At 73.2% G+C, this 17,128-nt stretch carries 15 protein-coding genes and 2 tRNA genes; 2 read left to right on the top strand and 15 right to left on the bottom strand.

Annotated elements, in window-relative coordinates:
- Nucleotides 1–62: 62 nt before the first annotated feature.
- From K304_RS28410 to K304_RS0110615, 3 genes are all read right to left on the bottom strand, one after another.
- Nucleotides 63–845: a hypothetical protein gene (locus tag K304_RS28410; RefSeq protein WP_486591628.1), complete on the bottom strand. Its 783-nt coding sequence runs from the start codon at nucleotides 843–845 to the stop codon at nucleotides 63–65.
- Nucleotides 846–1,040: 195 nt separating this feature from the next.
- Nucleotides 1,041–3,953, bottom strand: a complete 2,913-nt coding sequence (locus K304_RS0110620) for a leucine--tRNA ligase (protein ID WP_027763723.1) — start codon at nucleotides 3,951–3,953, stop codon at nucleotides 1,041–1,043.
- A gap of 293 nt (nucleotides 3,954–4,246) precedes the next feature.
- Nucleotides 4,247–4,319: transfer RNA gene (locus tag K304_RS0110615), tRNA-Ala, on the bottom strand.
- Between the two features lie 158 nt (nucleotides 4,320–4,477).
- Between K304_RS0110615 and K304_RS28405 the strand changes: the two genes are divergently transcribed.
- The gene (locus tag K304_RS28405) at nucleotides 4,478–5,839 is read left to right on the top strand and encodes a glycosyltransferase 87 family protein (RefSeq protein ID WP_486591627.1); all 1,362 of its coding nucleotides are present in this window, start codon (nucleotides 4,478–4,480) and stop codon (nucleotides 5,837–5,839) included.
- Here the strand turns inward: K304_RS28405 and K304_RS0110605 are convergent.
- The 7 genes from K304_RS0110605 to K304_RS33610 all read right to left on the bottom strand — a co-directional run bounded on the left by K304_RS0110605 (nucleotide 5,818) and on the right by K304_RS33610 (nucleotide 10,552).
- Nucleotides 5,818–6,051, bottom strand: coding sequence for a hypothetical protein (locus tag K304_RS0110605; RefSeq protein ID WP_027763722.1), 234 nt, complete (start codon nucleotides 6,049–6,051; stop codon nucleotides 5,818–5,820). The two genes, K304_RS28405 and K304_RS0110605, sit on opposite strands and share 22 nt — an antisense overlap.
- 249 nt (nucleotides 6,052–6,300) lie before the next feature.
- A tRNA-Ala gene (locus K304_RS0110600) sits at nucleotides 6,301–6,373 on the bottom strand.
- Between the two features lie 82 nt (nucleotides 6,374–6,455).
- On the bottom strand, nucleotides 6,456–7,070 hold the full coding sequence (locus K304_RS0110595; protein ID WP_051308295.1) for a histidine phosphatase family protein: 615 nt from the start codon (nucleotides 7,068–7,070) through the stop codon (nucleotides 6,456–6,458).
- 74 nt (nucleotides 7,071–7,144) lie between these two features.
- Nucleotides 7,145–7,558 (bottom strand): ribosome silencing factor, encoded by a 414-nt coding sequence (gene rsfS / locus K304_RS0110590; protein WP_027763720.1) that lies wholly within the window; start codon nucleotides 7,556–7,558, stop codon nucleotides 7,145–7,147.
- Nucleotides 7,559–7,720: 162 nt separating this feature from the next.
- Entirely contained in the window at nucleotides 7,721–9,607 is a 1,887-nt protein-coding gene (locus tag K304_RS0110585) for a LytR C-terminal domain-containing protein (protein ID WP_027763719.1), read from the bottom strand.
- On the bottom strand, nucleotides 9,604–10,239 hold the full coding sequence (nadD, locus tag K304_RS0110580) for a nicotinate-nucleotide adenylyltransferase (protein WP_027763718.1): 636 nt from the start codon (nucleotides 10,237–10,239) through the stop codon (nucleotides 9,604–9,606). Before nadD ends, K304_RS0110585 begins: the two co-directional genes overlap by 4 nt.
- Before the next feature lie 136 nt (nucleotides 10,240–10,375).
- Complete coding sequence (locus K304_RS33610; protein WP_037789969.1) at nucleotides 10,376–10,552, bottom strand: hypothetical protein; 177 nt, start codon at nucleotides 10,550–10,552, stop codon at nucleotides 10,376–10,378.
- A gap of 236 nt (nucleotides 10,553–10,788) precedes the next feature.
- Here K304_RS33610 and K304_RS28395 point away from each other — a divergent pair, with 236 nt between their 5' ends.
- On the top strand, nucleotides 10,789–11,874 hold the full coding sequence (locus K304_RS28395) for a M48 family metallopeptidase (protein WP_037789967.1): 1,086 nt from the start codon (nucleotides 10,789–10,791) through the stop codon (nucleotides 11,872–11,874).
- A gap of 55 nt (nucleotides 11,875–11,929) precedes the next feature.
- Here the strand turns inward: K304_RS28395 and K304_RS0110565 are convergent, their stop codons facing one another.
- The 5 genes from K304_RS0110565 to proB all read right to left on the bottom strand — a co-directional run bounded on the left by K304_RS0110565 (nucleotide 11,930) and on the right by proB (nucleotide 17,059).
- Nucleotides 11,930–13,024: an SCO2583 family membrane protein gene (locus tag K304_RS0110565; RefSeq protein WP_027763717.1), complete on the bottom strand. Its 1,095-nt coding sequence runs from the start codon at nucleotides 13,022–13,024 to the stop codon at nucleotides 11,930–11,932.
- Between the two features lie 129 nt (nucleotides 13,025–13,153).
- Complete coding sequence (locus tag K304_RS28390; RefSeq protein ID WP_051308251.1) at nucleotides 13,154–13,774, bottom strand: SCO2584 family spore wall biosynthesis protein; 621 nt, start codon at nucleotides 13,772–13,774, stop codon at nucleotides 13,154–13,156.
- Between the two features lie 91 nt (nucleotides 13,775–13,865).
- Nucleotides 13,866–15,158 carry a glutamate-5-semialdehyde dehydrogenase gene (locus tag K304_RS0110555; protein ID WP_027763716.1) on the bottom strand — a complete coding sequence of 431 codons (1,293 nt, stop codon included), beginning with the start codon at nucleotides 15,156–15,158 and terminating at the stop codon, nucleotides 13,866–13,868.
- Between the two features lie 130 nt (nucleotides 15,159–15,288).
- A complete protein-coding gene (locus K304_RS0110550) occupies nucleotides 15,289–15,804 on the bottom strand; it encodes a hypothetical protein (protein WP_106965570.1) in 516 nt (171 codons plus the stop codon).
- Nucleotides 15,805–15,931: 127 nt separating this feature from the next.
- Nucleotides 15,932–17,059: a glutamate 5-kinase gene (gene proB / locus K304_RS0110545; RefSeq protein ID WP_027763714.1), complete on the bottom strand. Its 1,128-nt coding sequence runs from the start codon at nucleotides 17,057–17,059 to the stop codon at nucleotides 15,932–15,934.
- Nucleotides 17,060–17,128: the final 69 nt, after the last annotated feature.

Below are 17,128 nucleotides of genomic sequence, written 5' to 3'. Positions count from 1 at the left end.
GGAGCGGGCCGACGTGTCGCACCGGCCCGGTGGTTCGCCCTCCCTCGTGCTCACGCCGTCGCTCACCGCGGGTTCTGCGGGCCGTCCCGGTCGACGCCGGGAAGCGTCTGTGCGTCCGACCAGTGCTGCTCGGGCGCGGACTTCTCGGCGTGCTGCGGCTCCGGCCAGTGCGGCTTCTGCGGGGGGTTCGGCTGCTGGGAGTGCGGCTTCTCCAGGCGCGCCGGCTCCTGGGCGGCGGGGGGACCGTGCACTTCGGCGGGCTGCGGCCCGGCATCCACGGCTCCGCCCAGGGGCAGGGGTGCGTCACGGAAGCCGCGGAGGGCCCCGGACTCGATCTCGATCTGATCGCGGAGCGCGTCAAGGCCGTCGTCGTCGTACTGGCGGGCACGGTCCTGGGCCGCGAAGCGGAGCGAGTCGGCGGACTTCTTCAGCGCCGCCGCGCGCTCCCGCGCGTCCGGCAGCCGGGCGGCGATGCGCTCGCGGTCGGGTTCGCGCTCCATGAGGAGGCGCAGCTCGCCGTCGAGCCGCTGGGCGTGGTCCTGGAGCTGGTCGAGCAGCGCGGCGGCCTCCCGGAGCGCCGGGTCGTCGGAGGCTCCCGAGGTCAGCGCGGCGCGGGTGCTGTCGAGCGACGTGCGCAGCTCCAGCCGGAGCCGGGCGGCCTCGCCGACCGGGCCCGGCTGGGCGGTGCGCGCCTTCAGGGTGGTGTCCTCGACGGTACGGCGGACCTGGGCGCTCGTCCGCTCCACGCCGCGGCGGACGGCGCGGGCGGTCTTGAGGGTGACGATCACGCCGAGGGCGGTGAAGAGGACGAAGAGGACGACCAGGGCCCAGATGACGAACTCCACGCCTTGCTCCTTCGGGGTGCGCCGACGGTTGATGGGGGCCGGGTGTGGCGGTGTGCGGCTCCCCTTCAGCGTAAACGGGCGGGGTGCGGTCGGTGGTTCCTGACGGCGGACGGGACGGTGAGCGCGCCCCGCACCGCCCCCGCCCCGTCCGGGACGACGGTGGGGGCGGGGGCGGGCGGCAGGCGCCGCGCCGGGTCAGGCCGGGACGATGTTCACCAGCTTCGGGGCCCGGACGATGACCTTCCGGATGCCCGCGCCGTCCAGCGCGGACACGATCGCCGGTTCGGCCAGCGCCGCCGCCTCCAGGTCGGCGTCGGTGACGGAGGGCGAGACCTCCAGGCGGGCCTTGACCTTGCCCTTGACCTGGACGACGCAGGTCACCGTCTCGTCGACCACGTACGCCGGGTCGGCGACGGGGAAGTCCGCGTGGACGACGCTGCCCTCGTGGCCCAGCCGGTGCCACAGCTCCTCGGCGACGTGCGGTGCCAGCGGGGCGACCAGCAGCACCAGGTGCTCGGCGACCGACCGCGGCACCCGCGCCACCTTGGTGACGTGGTTGTTCAGCTCGGTGACCTTGGCGATGGCGGTGTTGAACCGCAGGTCGGACAGGTCCTGGCGGACTCCGTCGATCGCCTTGTGCAGGGCGCGCAGGGTGTCCTCGTCGGGCGCGTCGTCGGTGACGACGACCTCGCCCGTCGTCTCGTCCACGACGTTCCGCCACAGGCGCTGCAGCAGACGGTACTGGCCGACGACGGCGCGGGTGTCCCACGGCCGGGAGACGTCCAGCGGGCCCATCGCCATCTCGTACAGGCGCAGCGTGTCGGCTCCGTACTCGGCGCAGATCTCGTCCGGGGTCACCGCGTTCTTCAGCGACTTGCCCATCTTGCCCAGCAGCCGGGAGACCTTCTCGCCCTGGTACCAGTAGGCCCCCTCCTGCTCCTCGACCTCGGCGGCCGGAACGGCGATGCCGCGCGCGTCGCGGTAGACGTACGCCTGGATCATGCCCTGGTTGTACAGCTTGTGGAACGGCTCGGCGGACGAGACGTGGCCCAGGTCGAACAGCACCTTGGACCAGAAGCGGGCGTACAGCAGGTGCAGCACGGCGTGTTCGGCGCCGCCCACGTACAGGTCGACGCCGCCGGTGGGCATGCCCTCGCGCGGGCCCATCCAGTACCGCTCGACGGCCGGGTCGACCAGCTTCTGGTCGTTGTGCGGGTCCAGGTAGCGCAGCTCGTACCAGCAGGAACCGGCCCAGTTGGGCATGGTGTTGGTCTCGCGCCGGTAGCGGCGCGGGCCGCGGCCGTCGCCCAGGTCCAGGGTGACGTGCACCCAGTCCTCGTTCCGGGACAGCGGGGTCTCGGGCACCGTGTCGGCGTCGTCCGCGTCGAAGGTGCGCGGCGCGTAGTCCTCGACCTCCGGCAGCTCCAGCGGCAGCATCGACTCGGGCAGCGCGTGCGCGATGCCGTCCTCGTCGTAGACGATCGGGAACGGCTCGCCCCAGTACCGCTGCCGGCTGAACAGCCAGTCGCGCAGGCGGTAGTTGACGGTGCCCTCGCCGATGCCCTGCTCGGCCAGCCACCCGGTGATCTTCGCCTTGGCCTCGGTCACGCCCAGACCGTCCAGGGCCACCCGCGGGCCGGAGGAGTTGACCAGCGCGGCGTCGTAGGAGACGAACGCGTCGTCCCAGGTCGCCGGGTCGGTACCGCGCCCGTCGGTGGGCTCGACGACGCAGCGCATGGGCAGCTCGAAGGCCCGGGCGAAGGCGAAGTCCCGGCTGTCGTGGGCGGGGACGGCCATGATGGCGCCGGTGCCGTAGCCCATCAGCACGTAGTCGGCGATGAACACCGGCACGCGCTCGCCGCTGACGGGGTTCGTCGCGAACGCGCCGGTGAAGACGCCGGTCTTGTCCTTCGCCTCGGCCTGCCGCTCCACGTCGGACTTGCCGGCGGCCTGTGCGCGGTAGGCCTCGACGGCCTCGGCGGGGGTGGCGTGGCCGCCGGTCCACGCCGCACGCGTGCCCTCGGGCCAGGCATCGGGGACGACGGAGGCGGCGTGGCCCTCGCCCGACACCAGGTCGTGCTCGGGCGCCAGCACCATGTACGTCGCACCGAACAGCGTGTCCTGACGGGTGGTGAAGACGGTGATCGCCGCGTGTTCCTCGCCGTGCGCGGTGTCGACGGGGAAGTCGACGCGGGCGCCCTCGCTGCGGCCGATCCAGTTGCGCTGCTGCAGCTTGATGGCCTCCGGCCAGTCCAGGCCGTCCAGGTCGTCCAGCAGCCGCTCCGCGTAGGCGGTGATGCGCATGTTCCACTGGCGCAGCTTCGCCTTGAAGACGGGGAAGTTGCCGCGCTCGGAACGGCCCTCGGCGGTGACCTCCTCGTTGGCCAGCACGGTGCCCAGGCCCGGGCACCAGTTGACCGGGGCGTCGGAGGCGTAGGCCAGCCGGTACGCGCCCAGCAGATCGGCGCGCCCGGCGGCGTCCAGTTCGGCCCAGGGCGCGCGCCCTTCGGGCGTGGGACGCCGGCCCGAGGTGAACTCGTCGACCAGGTCGGCGATCGGGCGGGCCCGCTGCGCCTCCGTGTCGTACCAGGAGTTGAAGATCTGCAGGAAGATCCACTGCGTCCACTTGTAGTAGGACGGCTCGATGGTGGCGAACGACCGGCGCTGGTCGTGGCCCAGGCCCAGGCGGCGCAGCTGGGCCTTCATGTTGACGATGTTGGCTTCGGTGGAGACCCGCGGGTGGGTGCCGGTCTGCACGGCGTACTGCTCGGCGGGCAGGCCGAACGCGTCGAAGCCCAGCGTGTGCAGGACGTTGTGGCCGGTCATCCGCTGGTAGCGGGCGAAGACGTCGGTGGCGATGTAGCCCAGCGGGTGACCGACGTGCAGGCCGGCACCCGACGGGTACGGAAACATGTCCATGATGAACTTCTTGGGCCGGGCGACGGTCTCCTCGTCGCCGCCCAGCGCGCCGCCACCGGGGTTGGGGGCCTCGTACGTCCCCTGCTTGTCCCAGAAGTCCTGCCAGCGTGCCTCGATGTCGGCGGCCAGCGCCGCCGTGTAGCGATGGGGCGCCGTGTTCTGTGCGGCTGCGGTCGTGGTCTCGCTCATCGTCCTCAAAGCTCCATCGGTCGTCTCTGCTCAGGAAACGAAAAATCCCCTCGCACAGGAGGGGACGCCGCGCCGATTCCGACCCTGCCGTTTCCACCACGGCCCTGGGGTCGGGACTGATCAGCGCGGCCGGCTAAGCAGAAGGCGTACGGCACGCATGCGCACAGGATACCGCACGACACAAGGGGCTTCCGGTGCGATTCGGGCATCCGGACGAGGTGCAGGAGGCGCCGGGCGACGCAGGGCGAACAGCGAAGAGGGCCGCCTCTGCGAGACGGCCCGTCGCCTGTGTGTGGAGCTAAGGAGAATTGAACTCCTGACCTCTTGCATGCCATGCAAGCGCTCTACCAACTGAGCTATAGCCCCGAGTCTGGTCCGACGCGTGAGATGTGAGCAGATCCCCTGCGGTATCCCCGCGACGGCGATGCCTACTGTACACGGCCGACGTGGTGCTCCGCCAAATCGGTTCTCGGCCCGCGGGCGTGGCGCCGGGGAGGCTCTGCAGGGCGGTACCGTCGTCCGCCGTGTATCCGCTGCGTCGCCCCCTCCTCGCGAGCGGCCTGCTGTGCCTGGCGTCCTTCACCCTGTTCTGGGCGGCGCAACGGGCGGCGGACGTCTCGCTGATCGACGTGATGGTCTACCGCGCGCAGGGCGAGGCGGTGCTGCGCGGCGAGGACCTGTACGCGCTGAGCGCCACTCACGCCGAGCTGCCGGCGACCTACCCGCCGTTCGCCGCCCTGCTGTTCGTGCCGCTGGCCCTCCTGGAGACCGGCACCCTGCGGACGGTCGCCACGGCGGCGAACCTGCTGCTGCTGGTCCTGGTGGTCCACCTCTCACTGCGGCTGACGGGCCGCCCGCGGAGCGCGCCGACGGCGGCCGCGGCCCTGGCGGTGTCCGCCCTCGCCGTGTGGTGCGAGCCGGTGTGGACCACCTTGCGCTACGGGCAGGTCAACCTGCTGCTGACCGCCCTCGTGCTGTGGGACCTGTCACGTCGCTCCGGGCACCGCTGGGCGGGGATCGGCATCGGCGTGGCGGCGGGGGTGAAGCTCACCCCGGCGCTGTTCGTCGTGCTGCTGGCGCTGGCGGGCGTGGTGGAAGCCTGGCGCCGGCGGGACGGGACGGGGCTGAGCGGGCCCGTCCGCGTGGGAGGACCGGCCGCCGTCCGCACGGCACTCGCGGGGGCGTGGAACGCGCACCTGCGGCAGGCGACGGTCGCCGCCGGCGCCTTCCTCGGGACGGCCGGACTGGCCGCCACCGTGCTGCCGGGCGACTCGCACCGCTTCTGGACGGAGATCCTTTTCCGCGCGGACCGCGTGGGAAACGCCGAGGACACCGCGAACCAGTCGCTGCACGGCGTGCTGGCCCGCGCCCTGCACACCGGCGATCCGGGCGCGGCGGCGACCGCGCTGTCGGTGGCCGTGGCGGTGGCGGGGCTGACCGTGGCGGTGGCGGCGCTGCTCGCCGGCTCCCGGCTGCCGCGGTCGCGCGCCTGGGCGGGGACGGCCTGCGCGCTCACGGCGCTGCTGGTCAGCCCGGTCTCCTGGTCGCACCACTGGGTGTGGTGCGTGCCGGTCGCCGTTCTGCTGGGCGCCGAGGCGCTGCACCGCCACGACGACCGGTGGTGGTGGGGTACGGCGGCCTGCACGGCGGCGTTCTGCACGTACGCCCTGTGGTGGGTGCCGCACAGCCCCGACCGCGCCGAGCGGCTGGAACTCCGGCAGGGTGCCGGGGAGATGCTGCTCTCGGCCGTCTACCCGCTGGCGGGTGCGGCCTTCCTCGCGCTCGCGGCGGCGGTGGCCGTGCGCGCAGCCGGGCGGGCCGGCCCGTACGCGGGCGCGCGGGTGGTGCGGGCGCGGAGCGAGCTTCAGGCCGTGGCGAAGGAGTAGAAGCGCTTGAGGGTGCAGTGCTCGTCGAGCAGCCGTCCGTAGATGGGCTCGCCGTCCAGCTCGCGGTAGGTCTCGATGGGGTCGCCGCGTATGATCAGCGCCCGCGCGCAGTCCTCACACCAGTACTGGTAGCGCTCGTTCGCGGGTTCCATGTCGCGCACGACGGGCGTGCCGCTGCCGCACCAGTCGCATTTCCTGCTGTGCGCGCCCATCCGTCAGCTCCAGGTGTGGCCGCAGGCCGTGCACACGTAGGAAACCCCTCCATTGTCGCCGAGCACCACGGCGACGTCCGATGATCCGCAGGCGGGGCAGCTGAGAGACGCGGTCGGCATCGGTCCTGCCTCCCTCGCCGTGCCTCCTTCACCCTGGCGGCGATTCTGCCACGTTACCGGCGCCCGCAGGAGAGGGGACAAAGCAACGATCCCGCCCTGGTGAGGACGGGATCGCGGTGGACCGAGCTGTGGAGCTAAGGAGAATCGAACTCCTGACCTCTTGCATGCCATGCAAGCGCTCTACCAACTGAGCTATAGCCCCGCGTTCCCGGCGCTCGCGCGCCGTGAACGAGTAGAAGCTTAACCGGTGGCCTGCCGGATTGAGAAATCCGCGCCGCCCCGGTTCAGTCGTCGTCGCCGAGGACCGGTTCCGGCAGGGTGCCGGCGTTGTGCTCCTGCAGACGCCAGCCGCGCAGGCTCTCGCCCAGCACCGACCAGCAGCAGTTGGAGAGGCCGCCGAGCGCCTCCCAGGTGCTCGGGTGCAGGCCGAGCAGCCGGCCGATGGTGGTACGGATGGTGCCGCCGTGACTGACGACGACCAGAGTGCCGCCCTCGGGCAGCTTCTCCGCGTGCCGCTCGACGACGGGTGCGGCCCGGTCGGCGACCTCGGTCTCCAGCTCGCCGCCGCCGCGCCGGACGGGTTCCCCCCGCTTCCATGCGGCGTACTCCTCGCCGTGACGCTCGACGATCTCCTCGTGCGTGAGGCCCTGCCAGACGCCCGCGTAGGTCTCCCGCAGGTCGGCGTCGTGGGTGACCTCCAGGCCGGAGAGGCGAGCCAGCTCGGCAGCGGTGGCGCGGGTGCGCTGGAGGTCCGAGGCGATGATCGCCTGCGGCCGGAGGGCGGCGAGCAGCCGCGCGGAACGGCGGGCCTGCGCCACCCCCTCCTCCGTGAGCGCGATGTCGGTGGAGCCCTGGAAGCGGCGCTCGAGGTTCCATGCGGTCTGGCCGTGCCGCCACAGGACGACGCGCCGCCCGGTGGGGGCGAGACGCCCGTCGGGGACCGGGCCCCCGGCCGGGGGCGGGGTGGCGGCGGTCACGGGGCCTCCTCCGCCTCCGCCTGCTCGCCCTTGCCCCGGGTCGCCTTGGCGTCCTCCGGCAGATCCAGCTCCGGGCAGTCCTTCCAGAGCCGTTCCAGCGCGTAGTAGACACGCTCCTCGCTGTGCTGCACGTGCACGACGATGTCGACGTAGTCCAGCAGCACCCAGCGGCCCTCGCGCTCGCCCTCCCGGCGGGCCGGCTTGACGCCGTGCTCCTTCAGCAGGCGCTCCTCGACGGCGTCGACGACCGCCTTGACCTGGCGGTCGTTGGGGGCCGAGGCGAGGAGGAACGCGTCGGTGAGGGTCAGGACGTCGCTCACGTCGTAGGCGACGACGTCGTGAGCCAGCTTGTCGGCGGCGGCCTGGGCGGCGGCGTTGATCAGCTCGACGGAACGGTCGGTGGCGGTCACAGGCAGTGCTTTCGGTCGCGGGTGGGCGGGATGGTGCCGTCCCTCAGGATCTCACGCCTCTCCGACGGCCCCGCCGAGGCCCGGGTGGGGCCGACGGCAGGGCGCGACGGAGCGGTGTGCGGGGCCGGAGCGGTGTGCGGAGCCACGTGCGGGTGCCGCGGCTCAGCCGTCGTAGTCCTGGCCGAGCACGACGGTCACGTCCGCGTTGCCCGCCGCGTCGCCCTTCCCTACCGCGTCGTCGGGGAGGCCGAGGGTCTTCGCGACCGCCTGGGCCCGCTCCTTCTGCTCGGCGTCCGCGTACAGCACCTTCGAGGTCTTCTCGGTCCCGTCGGCCTCCGAGGCGCCCACGACGCTGAAACCGCCGTTGACGAGCGTCACACGCGCGGCGTCGTCGGCGCCCTCGTCGCCCGCGGCGTTGCGCAGGGAGACGCGCGGCGCGGCGTCGGGGTCGGAGTTCTGCACGGTGCCGCCGAGCACGTCCTTGACCACGCCGTCGCCGGTCTCCGCGCTGAGCGTGCCGTCCGGCTCGGCGGGCAGCACCCGGGTCTCGTACGCGTCGGCCTGGGCGCGCGCCGCCAGCGAGGCAAGCGACGCGCCGAGGGACGCCTGGGAGAGCGACGGATCCAGGATCTGACCGAGGGCCTCGACGGTCTTGGTGGCGGATGCCTTGTCCGTGGACATCTGGTCCAGCACGGCCTCCATCACCTGGCCGAAGCGCTCCAGCTGGGCAGTCCTGGGCTCGGCGTCCTCACGGTGGGTCGCGTAGGCGACGGCGGCGCGGCCGTCCAGCTCGCGGTCCCGTCCCTTCTCGACGAGCGGGTCGTCGCCCTTCTTCTCACCCCGGACGGTGGCGTCGACGTCCAGGGTCACGCCGCCGACGGCGTCCACGAGGGTCTCCAGGAAGGGGGTGTCCAGGCGCCAGGTGCCCTTGATGTCGGCACCGAGGAGCTGGCTGAGGGCGTCCCGGGTCGGGGTGGCGCCCTCGGACTCGACCGACTTGCCGAGGGTGGTGGTCGAACCGTCGGACGTGGTGACGGCGAGGTAGTTCGGGAGGAGCAGGGTGGTGCCCTTCTCGGTGGTGGCGTTGTCGACCAGCAGCGCCGTGGCGTTGGCCTCGCTGTCCGGGTCCCGCAGGTGCACCACCAGCACGTCGCGCTGCTGTCCGGCGGCCGGGCCGCCCGCTCCGGGGCCGCCGTCGAGTCCCGGCAGCTTGCCCGCCCACCAGAGGTAGCCGACGCCGCCGAGCAGGGCCAGCACCAGAAGGATCACCAGCGCGCGCTTCCGATTGCGACCGCGCCGTTTGGCCTCTTCCCTGCGCTCGGTGCGGCTCTCGCTGAACTTGAGCCAGTCGATGACGTCCTCGGACTCCTCCGCTTCCTCCTCGACGAACGAGAACTGGTCGGTGTCGTACGCGTCGGCGTCAGGGCCGGTGTCACGGCGTGCGGCGCCCGTACGTTCCGCCGCGGGCGGCGGGGACTGTGCGGGCACGGTCCCCGTGCCGGTGTCGGCGGCGGGGCCGTACGGGTCGTAGCTCTGCGGGGCCGCCGGGGCGCCGTACGGCCGGCCGGCGTACGGATCGGTCACCGGAGGCATCGAACCGGTCTGCGTGCCGTACGGATCCGTCACCGGAGGCATCGACCCCGTCTGTGTCCCGTACGGATCAGTCACCGGAGGCATCGACCCCGTCTGTGTCCCGTACGGATCAGTCACCGGAGGCATCGACCCCGTCTGCGTGCCGTACGGATCAGTCACCGGAGGCATCGACCCCGTCTGCGTGCCGTACGGGTCGTAGGCGTCGAAGGTCCCGGTGTCGTACGCCCCGGTGTCGTACCCGCCGGTGCCGTACGTCCCGGCGCCCCCGTAGCCGCCCGCGTCGTAGGGCTGCCCGTAGCCGTACTCCTGGGTGCCGGTCTGCTGCCTGCCACCGCCCTGTCCGGCGGGGTCCTGGGCGTAGACGGGGCGGCCGTACTCGTCGTATCCGAGGATCTGCGGCTGCTGCCCGTCGTACGGGTTCCACCCGTGGTCGTCGCTGTCGTGGGGTTGGCTCACGTCCCGGCCGCCTCCTCTCCCCCGTCTCGGTACAACTGCCGCTTGTTGATGTAGCGCACGACGCCGTCGGGCACCAGGTACCAGACGGGGTCGCCGGCCTCGACGCGGGCGCGGCAGTCGGTCGAGGAGATGGCCAGCGCGGGCACCTCGATCAGCGAAACGCCGCCGTCCGGCAGCCCGGGGTCGGCCAGGGCGTGACCGGGCCGGGTGACGCCGATGAAGTGGGCGAGGGAGAACAGCTCCTCGGCGTCCCGCCAGGTGAGGATCTGGCCGAGCGCGTCGGCGCCGGTGATGAAGAACAGCTCTGCCTGGGGGCGCCGGGCCCGCAGCTCGCGCAGGGTGTCGATGGTGTACGTGCGGCCGGGCCGGTCGATGTCGATCCGGCTGACGGAGAACTGCGGGTTGGACGCGGTGGCGATGACCGTCATCAGGTACCGGTCCTCGGCCGGGGACACCTGCTGGTGGCTCTTCTGCCACGGCTGTCCGGTGGGCACGAACACCACTTCGTCCAGCTCGAACCGCGCTGCCACCTCGCTGGCGGCGACCAGGTGGCCGTGGTGGATCGGGTCGAAGGTCCCGCCCATCACCCCCAGCCGTCGTGCGCCGGTGCCGGGCACTATGTGCTCTCCCATGCGAGCCGACCCTAGCCTCTCTTCTCCTCGCGGCCCATCCTCCGCCTGGCGGGGTGCGGCGCCGCCGCGGTGGCCGGCCGCGGCCCCGTCCGGACGAGCGCCGGGCGGGAGGCCCGGCGACCCGGTCGGGGACGGGTCAGCGGTCGCGGTTGAAGCGGGTGGTGATCCAGAGGAGGAGCAGCAGGGCGAGCAGCGCGCCGCCGCCGGTGACGTACGGGCTGAGGCTGGAGTGCTCGCCACCGTGCTCGGCGCCGGTTCCACCGCCGGAGGCGAGGACGACGAGGGTGCTGTGCGCGGAGCTGATCAGAGTCATGGCTGCTTCGAACCGTCCCGGTGAGAGTGTGCAGGGGCGTGCGGTCTTCCGCGCCACATCGTATGCGTCCGCCCCCCGCGGGCTCACGCCGACCGGTCCCCCGGACCTCCCGGTGGCCACTGCGGGGGCGAGGCCGGCCCCGGCGGGGGCGCGTTCGTCGCAACCCGGGAACAGTCCCGGCCGCTCGCGGGCCGTTCGGACTACGCTGGGTGTTCCAGCCGACGAGGGGGAGCACCATGACAGAAGGCAACGACAGCGCCCGGCACCTGCCCGGACGGGAGCGGCGGCGTTTCCCCGGGATCTCGTCCCGGGCCTACGAACACCCCGCTGACCGCTCCGCCCTGGTGGCGCTGCGCAAGCTCAGCGGCTTCGACACCGTCTTCAAGGCGCTCAGCGGTCTGCTGCCCGAGCGGAGCCTGCGGCTGCTGTTCCTCTCCGACTCGGTGCGGGTGGGGGACGAGCAGTTCGCGTACCTCCATCACATGCTGCGGGACGCCTGCTACATCCTGGACCTGGAGAAGGTCCCTCCGATGTACGTCAACCAGGACCCGAAGCCGAACGCCATGTGCATCGGCATGGACGAACCGATCATCGTGGTGACGACCGGGCTGGTCGAACTGCTCGACGAGGAGGAGATGCGGGCGGTCGTCGGGCACGAGGTCGGTCACGCGCTGTCCGGTCACTCCGTGTACCGCACCATCCTGCTGTTCCTCACCAACCTGGCGCTGAAGGTCGCCTGGATCCCGCTGGGGAACGTGGCGATCATGGCGATCGTGACCGCGCTGCGCGAGTGGTTCCGCAAGTCCGAACTGTCCGCGGACCGGGCCGGTCTGCTGGTGGGCCAGGACCTTCAGGCGTCGATGCGCGGCCTGATGAAGCTGGCCGGCGGCAACCACCTGCACGAGATGAACGTCGACGCGTTCCTGAAGCAGGCCGACGAGTACGAGGCGGGCGGCGACCTGCGGGACTCCGTTCTGAAAATCATGAACGTGCTGCCGCGCAGCCACCCGTTCACCACCGTGCGCGCCGCCGAGCTGCGCAAATGGGCCGCGACCCGCGAGTACCAGCGGATCATGGACGGGCACTACGACCGGCGGGAGGACGACGGCGACACCTCGGTCGCCGACTCCTTCCGGCAGTCCGCGAACCACTACTCCGAGACCGTGCGGAACAGCAAGGACCCGCTGATGGGGCTGGTCCGCGACATCGCCGGGGGCGCCGGTGACCTGGGCGGGAAGCTGCGGGACAGCTTCACCGGCCGTCGGCAGAACGGCTCCGCGGGCGGCCAGGGCGGCCAGGACGAGACCGGCAGCACCTCGTAGCCGACGTCCTCCCCCGGCCCCGGCCCCGGCCTGCCGCGGCGGGCCGGGGAGGGCGTCAGCCGGTGCGGGCCGGGTCGGGCATGGCGCTGCGCGCCAGCACTCCGCAGACGGCACCGCGGGAGTCGTCCCTCGCGTACGGGTCGGTGCCGGCCGGGAGGTCGTCGCCGGCCCGCTCCCCCGCCAGCAGCGGGACGAGGGTGTCGGCGTGGCCGGCGGAACAGGCCATCGGCCCGGCCCGTACCGACACGCTCCGCACCTGGAGCTGGTGCTCGGTGAGGTCTTCGCGGTGGAAGTGGAACCGGACCTCGCGGCGGACGGTGAACAGCGAGGCGCCGGAGGCGCCGGCGCTTCCCTGCGGGTGCAGGGCGTACACGAAGACGTGGTCGGCGGTGACCTCGAGCGCGTTGCGGTGGATCTCCTCGACCGACAGCGTGCCGTTCACCCGCACCTCCGGAGCGGCGAGGGCCACCCGCCCGGGGTCGAACCGCACCATCCAGCCGGTGAGGGCGTGCCGGCCGTCGCTGCGCGGCCGGTCGACGCTCCGCTCGAACTGGGCAGCCTGGCCGGGGTCCAGCATCAGCCGCACGGACCGCACCTCCCCGCCGGTGAGCACCGCCGGGTCCAGGGAGCTGGCGACGACGTAGTCCTTGGCCCCGGTGAGCGCGGCCAGCACCTGGTTCTCGCTGAAGTGGTCCGTGCGGTACGTCGAGGGCAGGGTCACGCCGTCCGCTCCGGTGCGGTACGTGGCGGCGGGCGAGTGGGCGAACAGGTCCTCCGGCGTGGAGCCGGGCACCGCGTCGCGCGGCGCGAGCGGCACGGTCGCCATCCGGGCCGGCTGGGCGGGCGGCGGGGCGGGGTCCGGCAGCGGATTGCGCACGCCCATGTACACGGCGGTGCCGAAGGCGAGCACGATGAGCAGGACGAGTACCAGGCCCTGCCGCGATGCGCTGCGGGCGGGCGGCTCCTCGCTCGGGGGTCGGCTGCGGACGGCGGCGTGGTCCTCGTCGTCCATCCGCTCCTGGGCGGAGTACTCCTGCAGCCGCGCGGCATCGACGAACGACTCGTCGAAGACGACGGAGCGGTATTCGTCGTCTCCGCCGCCGGGGACGCCCTCGACCGGTCCCTCCGGAGGCTTGCCACGACCTGCCATATGAAAAGGGTAGGTCGCGGCGGGGCTCGGTAAACGCGCGCCGGTGGGCGACTTCGGCCGGCATCACGGGCCGGGAAGAAGTCGCCCGCTGTTCACCCGTTCGAGTGATCGCCGCCCTGGAGGGCCCGTTCAGGAACCCGGCCCGGCCTCGCCGACACGGTGCTCGACGCGGTCCTCGACGGGGAGCCCGACGCCGCGGCTCGGCGGCGGCGGGGCCGGCTCGTCGCGCTCGCCCGCGGCGCCCCGGTAGACCGCCGCGAAGGCGAGGGCGACCATGCCCACACCCATCACCACGGCCAGCACCCAGGCGACCGGCCGCTGCCAGCGCACGTGCCCCCGGTACGGCCGCGGTCCGGCCGCCGCGTCGTACGGACCGTCCCCGTCTCCGTACCCGTGGCCGTCATCGTCATCGTCGCCGTGGGTTCCGGGGTCGTACCCGCGGCGGTGACGACGGCCGTAGCCGAAGCCGTAGCCGTGGGTGGTGTCGTCCGCGTCCGGGTCGTAGTGGAGGTCGTCTTCGCGGGGCGGGCCGTAGACGTAGCCGTCGTCGTACGGGCGAGGCACTTCGGACTCGGCGTGCGACTGGGCCGCGGCGAGCATCCGCTCGGCCGCACTCGGCTCGTGGATCCCCGCCGCCCGGACGAAGTCCTCGTCGAGGACCACGGCCGCGAACTCCTCGTCCGCGGTTCCGTGGTCGTCCTCGGGTTCCTGGCCATCCGGGAACGGCTGGCCCCCCACATCCTCCGGCACGTCGTCCAGCGTAGTGCGAATCGGGCGATGTGGGCAGGGAGAACGGGAATCCGGCGGGAACCGGACAGTGCGCCGGGACTCCGGCCGGGCCTCAGTCGCGCACGTGGCCGGAACCGGTCACCACGTACTTGGTCGACGTCAGCTCCGGCAGGCCCATGGGACCGCGGGCGTGCAGCTTCTGGGTGGAGATGCCGATCTCGGCACCGAAGCCGAACTGGCCGCCGTCGGTGAAACGGGTGGAGGCGTTCACCATCACCGCGGTGGAGTCGACCAGTGCGGTGAACCTGCGGGCGGCCTCGGTGTCGCCGGTCACGATGGCTTCGGTGTGTCCGGAGGTCCAGCTGCGGATGTGGGCGACCGCGTCGTCCAGGGAGGGCACGACGGCGGCGGCGATCTCGTAGCCCAGGTACTCGGTGGCCCAGTCCTCGTCGGTGGCGGGGACGACCGCGGTGTCCGCCTTCTGCCAGGCCGCGTCCCCGTGCACGGTCACCCCCGCCTCGCGCAGCGCGGCGAGCGCGCGCGGCAGGAACACCTCCGCGACGTCGGCGTGGACCAGCACCGTCTCGGCGGCGTTGCACACGCTGGGGCGCTGCGTCTTGCTGTTGACCAGGATGCGCAGCGCCATGTCGAGATCCGCGCGGGCGTCGACGTAGACGTGGCAGTTGCCGACGCCGGTCTCGATCACCGGGACGGTCGACTCCTCCACGACGGTGCGGATCAGCGAGGCGCCGCCGCGGGGGATCAGCACGTCGACCAGGCCGCGGGCGCGCATCAGCTCCCGTACCGCGTCGCGGCTCTCGCCGGGCACCAGCTGCACCGCGTCGGCGGGCACCCCGGCACCCGCCACGGCGTCCCGGAGCACGGAGACCAGCGCCGTGTTGGAGGCGTACGCGGACGAGGAGCCGCGCAGCAGCACGGCGTTGCCGGACTTCAGGCACAGGGCGGCGGCGTCCACGGTGACGTTGGGCCGGGCCTCGTAGACGATGCCGACGACGCCGAGCGGGACGCGTACCTGCCGCAGCTCGAGCCCGTTCGGCAGCGTGGAGCCGCGTACGACCTCACCCACCGGGTCGGGCAGCGCGACGACGTCCCGCACGTCGGCGGCGATGGCCGCGATGCGCTCGGGGGTGAGGGTGAGGCGGTCGACGATCGCGTCGGCCGTGCCGGCGGCCTGCGCGCGGGTCACGTCCTCCGCGTTCGCGGCGACGATCTCCGCACTGCGGGCGACCAGCGCGTCCGCCACCGCGAGCAGCGCGGCGTCCCGGGCGGTGCGCGGCAGCGGGGCCAGCGCGGCGGCCGCCTCGCGGGCGCGGCGGGCGGTCGCGGTGACGGGCGTGTCCGGAGGGGTCTCCGGGGACGCGGCCCCGGCTGCGCTGGTGCTCATGCGTGCAGCCTAACGAGCCTGCGGCGGCCTTCCGGCCGTTCGTCCACCGTGCGAGACGGCCCCGGCACGGCGGGTGAGGCCGGGCACCGGACAGGTCCTGGAAGGCGCCGGACAGGCCCGGGAAACGGCCCTAGAAGGGGTGGACACCGACCGGGGTGGCGGGGGCGGGCCCATGACCCTGCGCGACGCGCTGGCGGTAGGTGTCCCGGCCGATGACCTCCAGGCCGACGATCTCCCACGGCGGCAGCTTCGCCGTCGAGCGGTGCTCGCCCCACAGCCGCAGCGCGACGGCGGCGGCGTCGTGCAGATCCCGCGCCTCCTCCCAGTAGCGGATCTCCGCGTGGTCGCCTGCGTACCGGCTGGTCAGCAGGAACGGATGGTCGTGCGCGAGCTGCTCCAGCCCCCGTCGCACCTCGCGCAGCGGGGCCTCCACGCCTGCGACGCTGAGGGTCACGTGCCACAGCCGGGACGTCCCGGGCTGCTCGACCGGCGTACCGGGCCCGGGCCCCGGGAGGGGCCGACGGCCCACCGTCTCGACGCTGGCGAGTCGTCTCACCGGGCCTCCTGTGGGGTGCGCAGTCCTGCGAGCGTCTGCGGGGGGCGACGTCCGGCGGACCGCGTCCTTCGCACGGCCCTCCCTCGGCAGTCGACCAGCCCGCGAGCGACCGCGTGGCCTTTTTACCGAAGCCGACCGGTCGATGACGGGACTTTCGCCGATCCCGCCCGTACGTGGCCGCTCCGCGACGTCCTCAGGACCGCCCGGAGGGAACGGTTCACGAACGCAGCAGCACCAGGTCGTCCCTGTGTACGACCTCGCGTTCGTACGCCGGGCCGAGCTCGCGGGCGAGTTCGCGGGTGGAGCGGCCGATCAGCCGGGGGATCTCGCGGGCGTCGAAGTTGACCAGTCCGCGTGCCACGGCGCGCCCCGCGTCGTCCCGCAGCTCCACCGGGTCGCCGGCGGTGAAGTCGCCCTCGACGCGGGAGATGCCCGCGGGGAGCAGCGAGGAGCGGCGGTGCACCACCGCGTCGACCGCACCGTCGTCCAGCACCAGGGCGCCGCGCGGGGTGCTGGCGTGCGCCAGCCAGAGCAGCCGCCCGGCGGTGCGGCGGCCGGTGGGGTGGAAGTAGGTGCCGGACTCGCGGCCGGCGAGGGCGTCGGCGGCCCGGCTCGCCGAGGTGAGCACGACGGGCACACCCGCGGCTGCGGCGATGCGGGCGGCCTCCACCTTGGTGACCATGCCGCCGGTGCCGACGCCGGCGCCGCCCGCCGAGCCGATCTCCACCCCGGCGAGCTGCGCCGGGCCGGTGACCTCGGCGATCCGTCGGGTGCCTGGGGTGGCCGGGTCGCCGTCGTAGAGGCCGTCCACGTCGGAGAGCAGCACCAGCAGGTCGGCGCGCACCAGGTGGGCGACGAGGGCGGCGAGCCGGTCGTTGTCCCCGAAGCGGATCTCGTCGGTGGCGACGGTGTCGTTCTCGTTGACCACCGGTACCGCGCCCATCGCCAGCAGCTGGTCCAAGGTGCGGTAGGCGTTGCGGTAGTGGGCGCGGCGGCTGGTGTCGTCCTCGGTGAGCAGCACCTGTCCGACGCGCCGGCCGTGCCGGGCGAACGAGGCGGTGTAGCGGGCGACGAGGAGCCCCTGGCCGACGCTGGCGGCGGCCTGCTGGCGGGCCAGGTCGCGGGGGCGGCGGTCCAGGCCCAGCGGCGCCAGTCCGGCGGCGATCGCCCCGGAGGAGACCAGGACGATCTCCCTGCCCCTGTCCGCGCGGCCGCCGTGCGGGGCGTCCAGGTGCCGGGCGAGGACGTCGACGAGAGCGTCCACGCGGTCGGCGTCCAGGCCGCCGGCAGCGGTGGTGAGCGACGAGGAGCCGACCTTGACCACGATCCGGCGGGCGTCCGCCACCTCCTGCCGCAGCCCTGTGTCCCGTACCACCCTCGGCCCTCTCCACCGTTGTCCCGACCTGCCACAATC

It is taken from the genome of Streptomyces sp. CNS606 (assembly GCF_000426325.1).
The sequence above is the reverse complement of the archived record's forward strand: the minus strand, read 5'-3'. Positions and strand labels throughout refer to the sequence as shown.

What these genes read in the sequence shown, in the direction of transcription:
- K304_RS0110620 (WP_027763723.1), bottom strand. Translation starts at nt 3,953, where the DNA reads ATGAGCGAGACCACGACCGCAGCCGCACAGAACACGGCGCCCCATCGC.
- K304_RS0110605 (WP_027763722.1), bottom strand. Translation starts at nt 6,051, where the DNA reads ATGGGCGCGCACAGCAGGAAATGCGACTGGTGCGGCAGCGGCACGCCC.
- nadD (WP_027763718.1), bottom strand. Translation starts at nt 10,239, where the DNA reads ATGGGAGAGCACATAGTGCCCGGCACCGGCGCACGACGGCTGGGGGTG.
- K304_RS33610 (WP_037789969.1), bottom strand. Translation starts at nt 10,552, where the DNA reads ATGACTCTGATCAGCTCCGCGCACAGCACCCTCGTCGTCCTCGCCTCC.
- K304_RS28395 (WP_037789967.1), top strand. Translation starts at nt 10,789, where the DNA reads ATGACAGAAGGCAACGACAGCGCCCGGCACCTGCCCGGACGGGAGCGG.
- K304_RS0110565 (WP_027763717.1), bottom strand. Translation starts at nt 13,024, where the DNA reads ATGGCAGGTCGTGGCAAGCCTCCGGAGGGACCGGTCGAGGGCGTCCCC.
- K304_RS0110555 (WP_027763716.1), bottom strand. Translation starts at nt 15,158, where the DNA reads ATGAGCACCAGCGCAGCCGGGGCCGCGTCCCCGGAGACCCCTCCGGAC.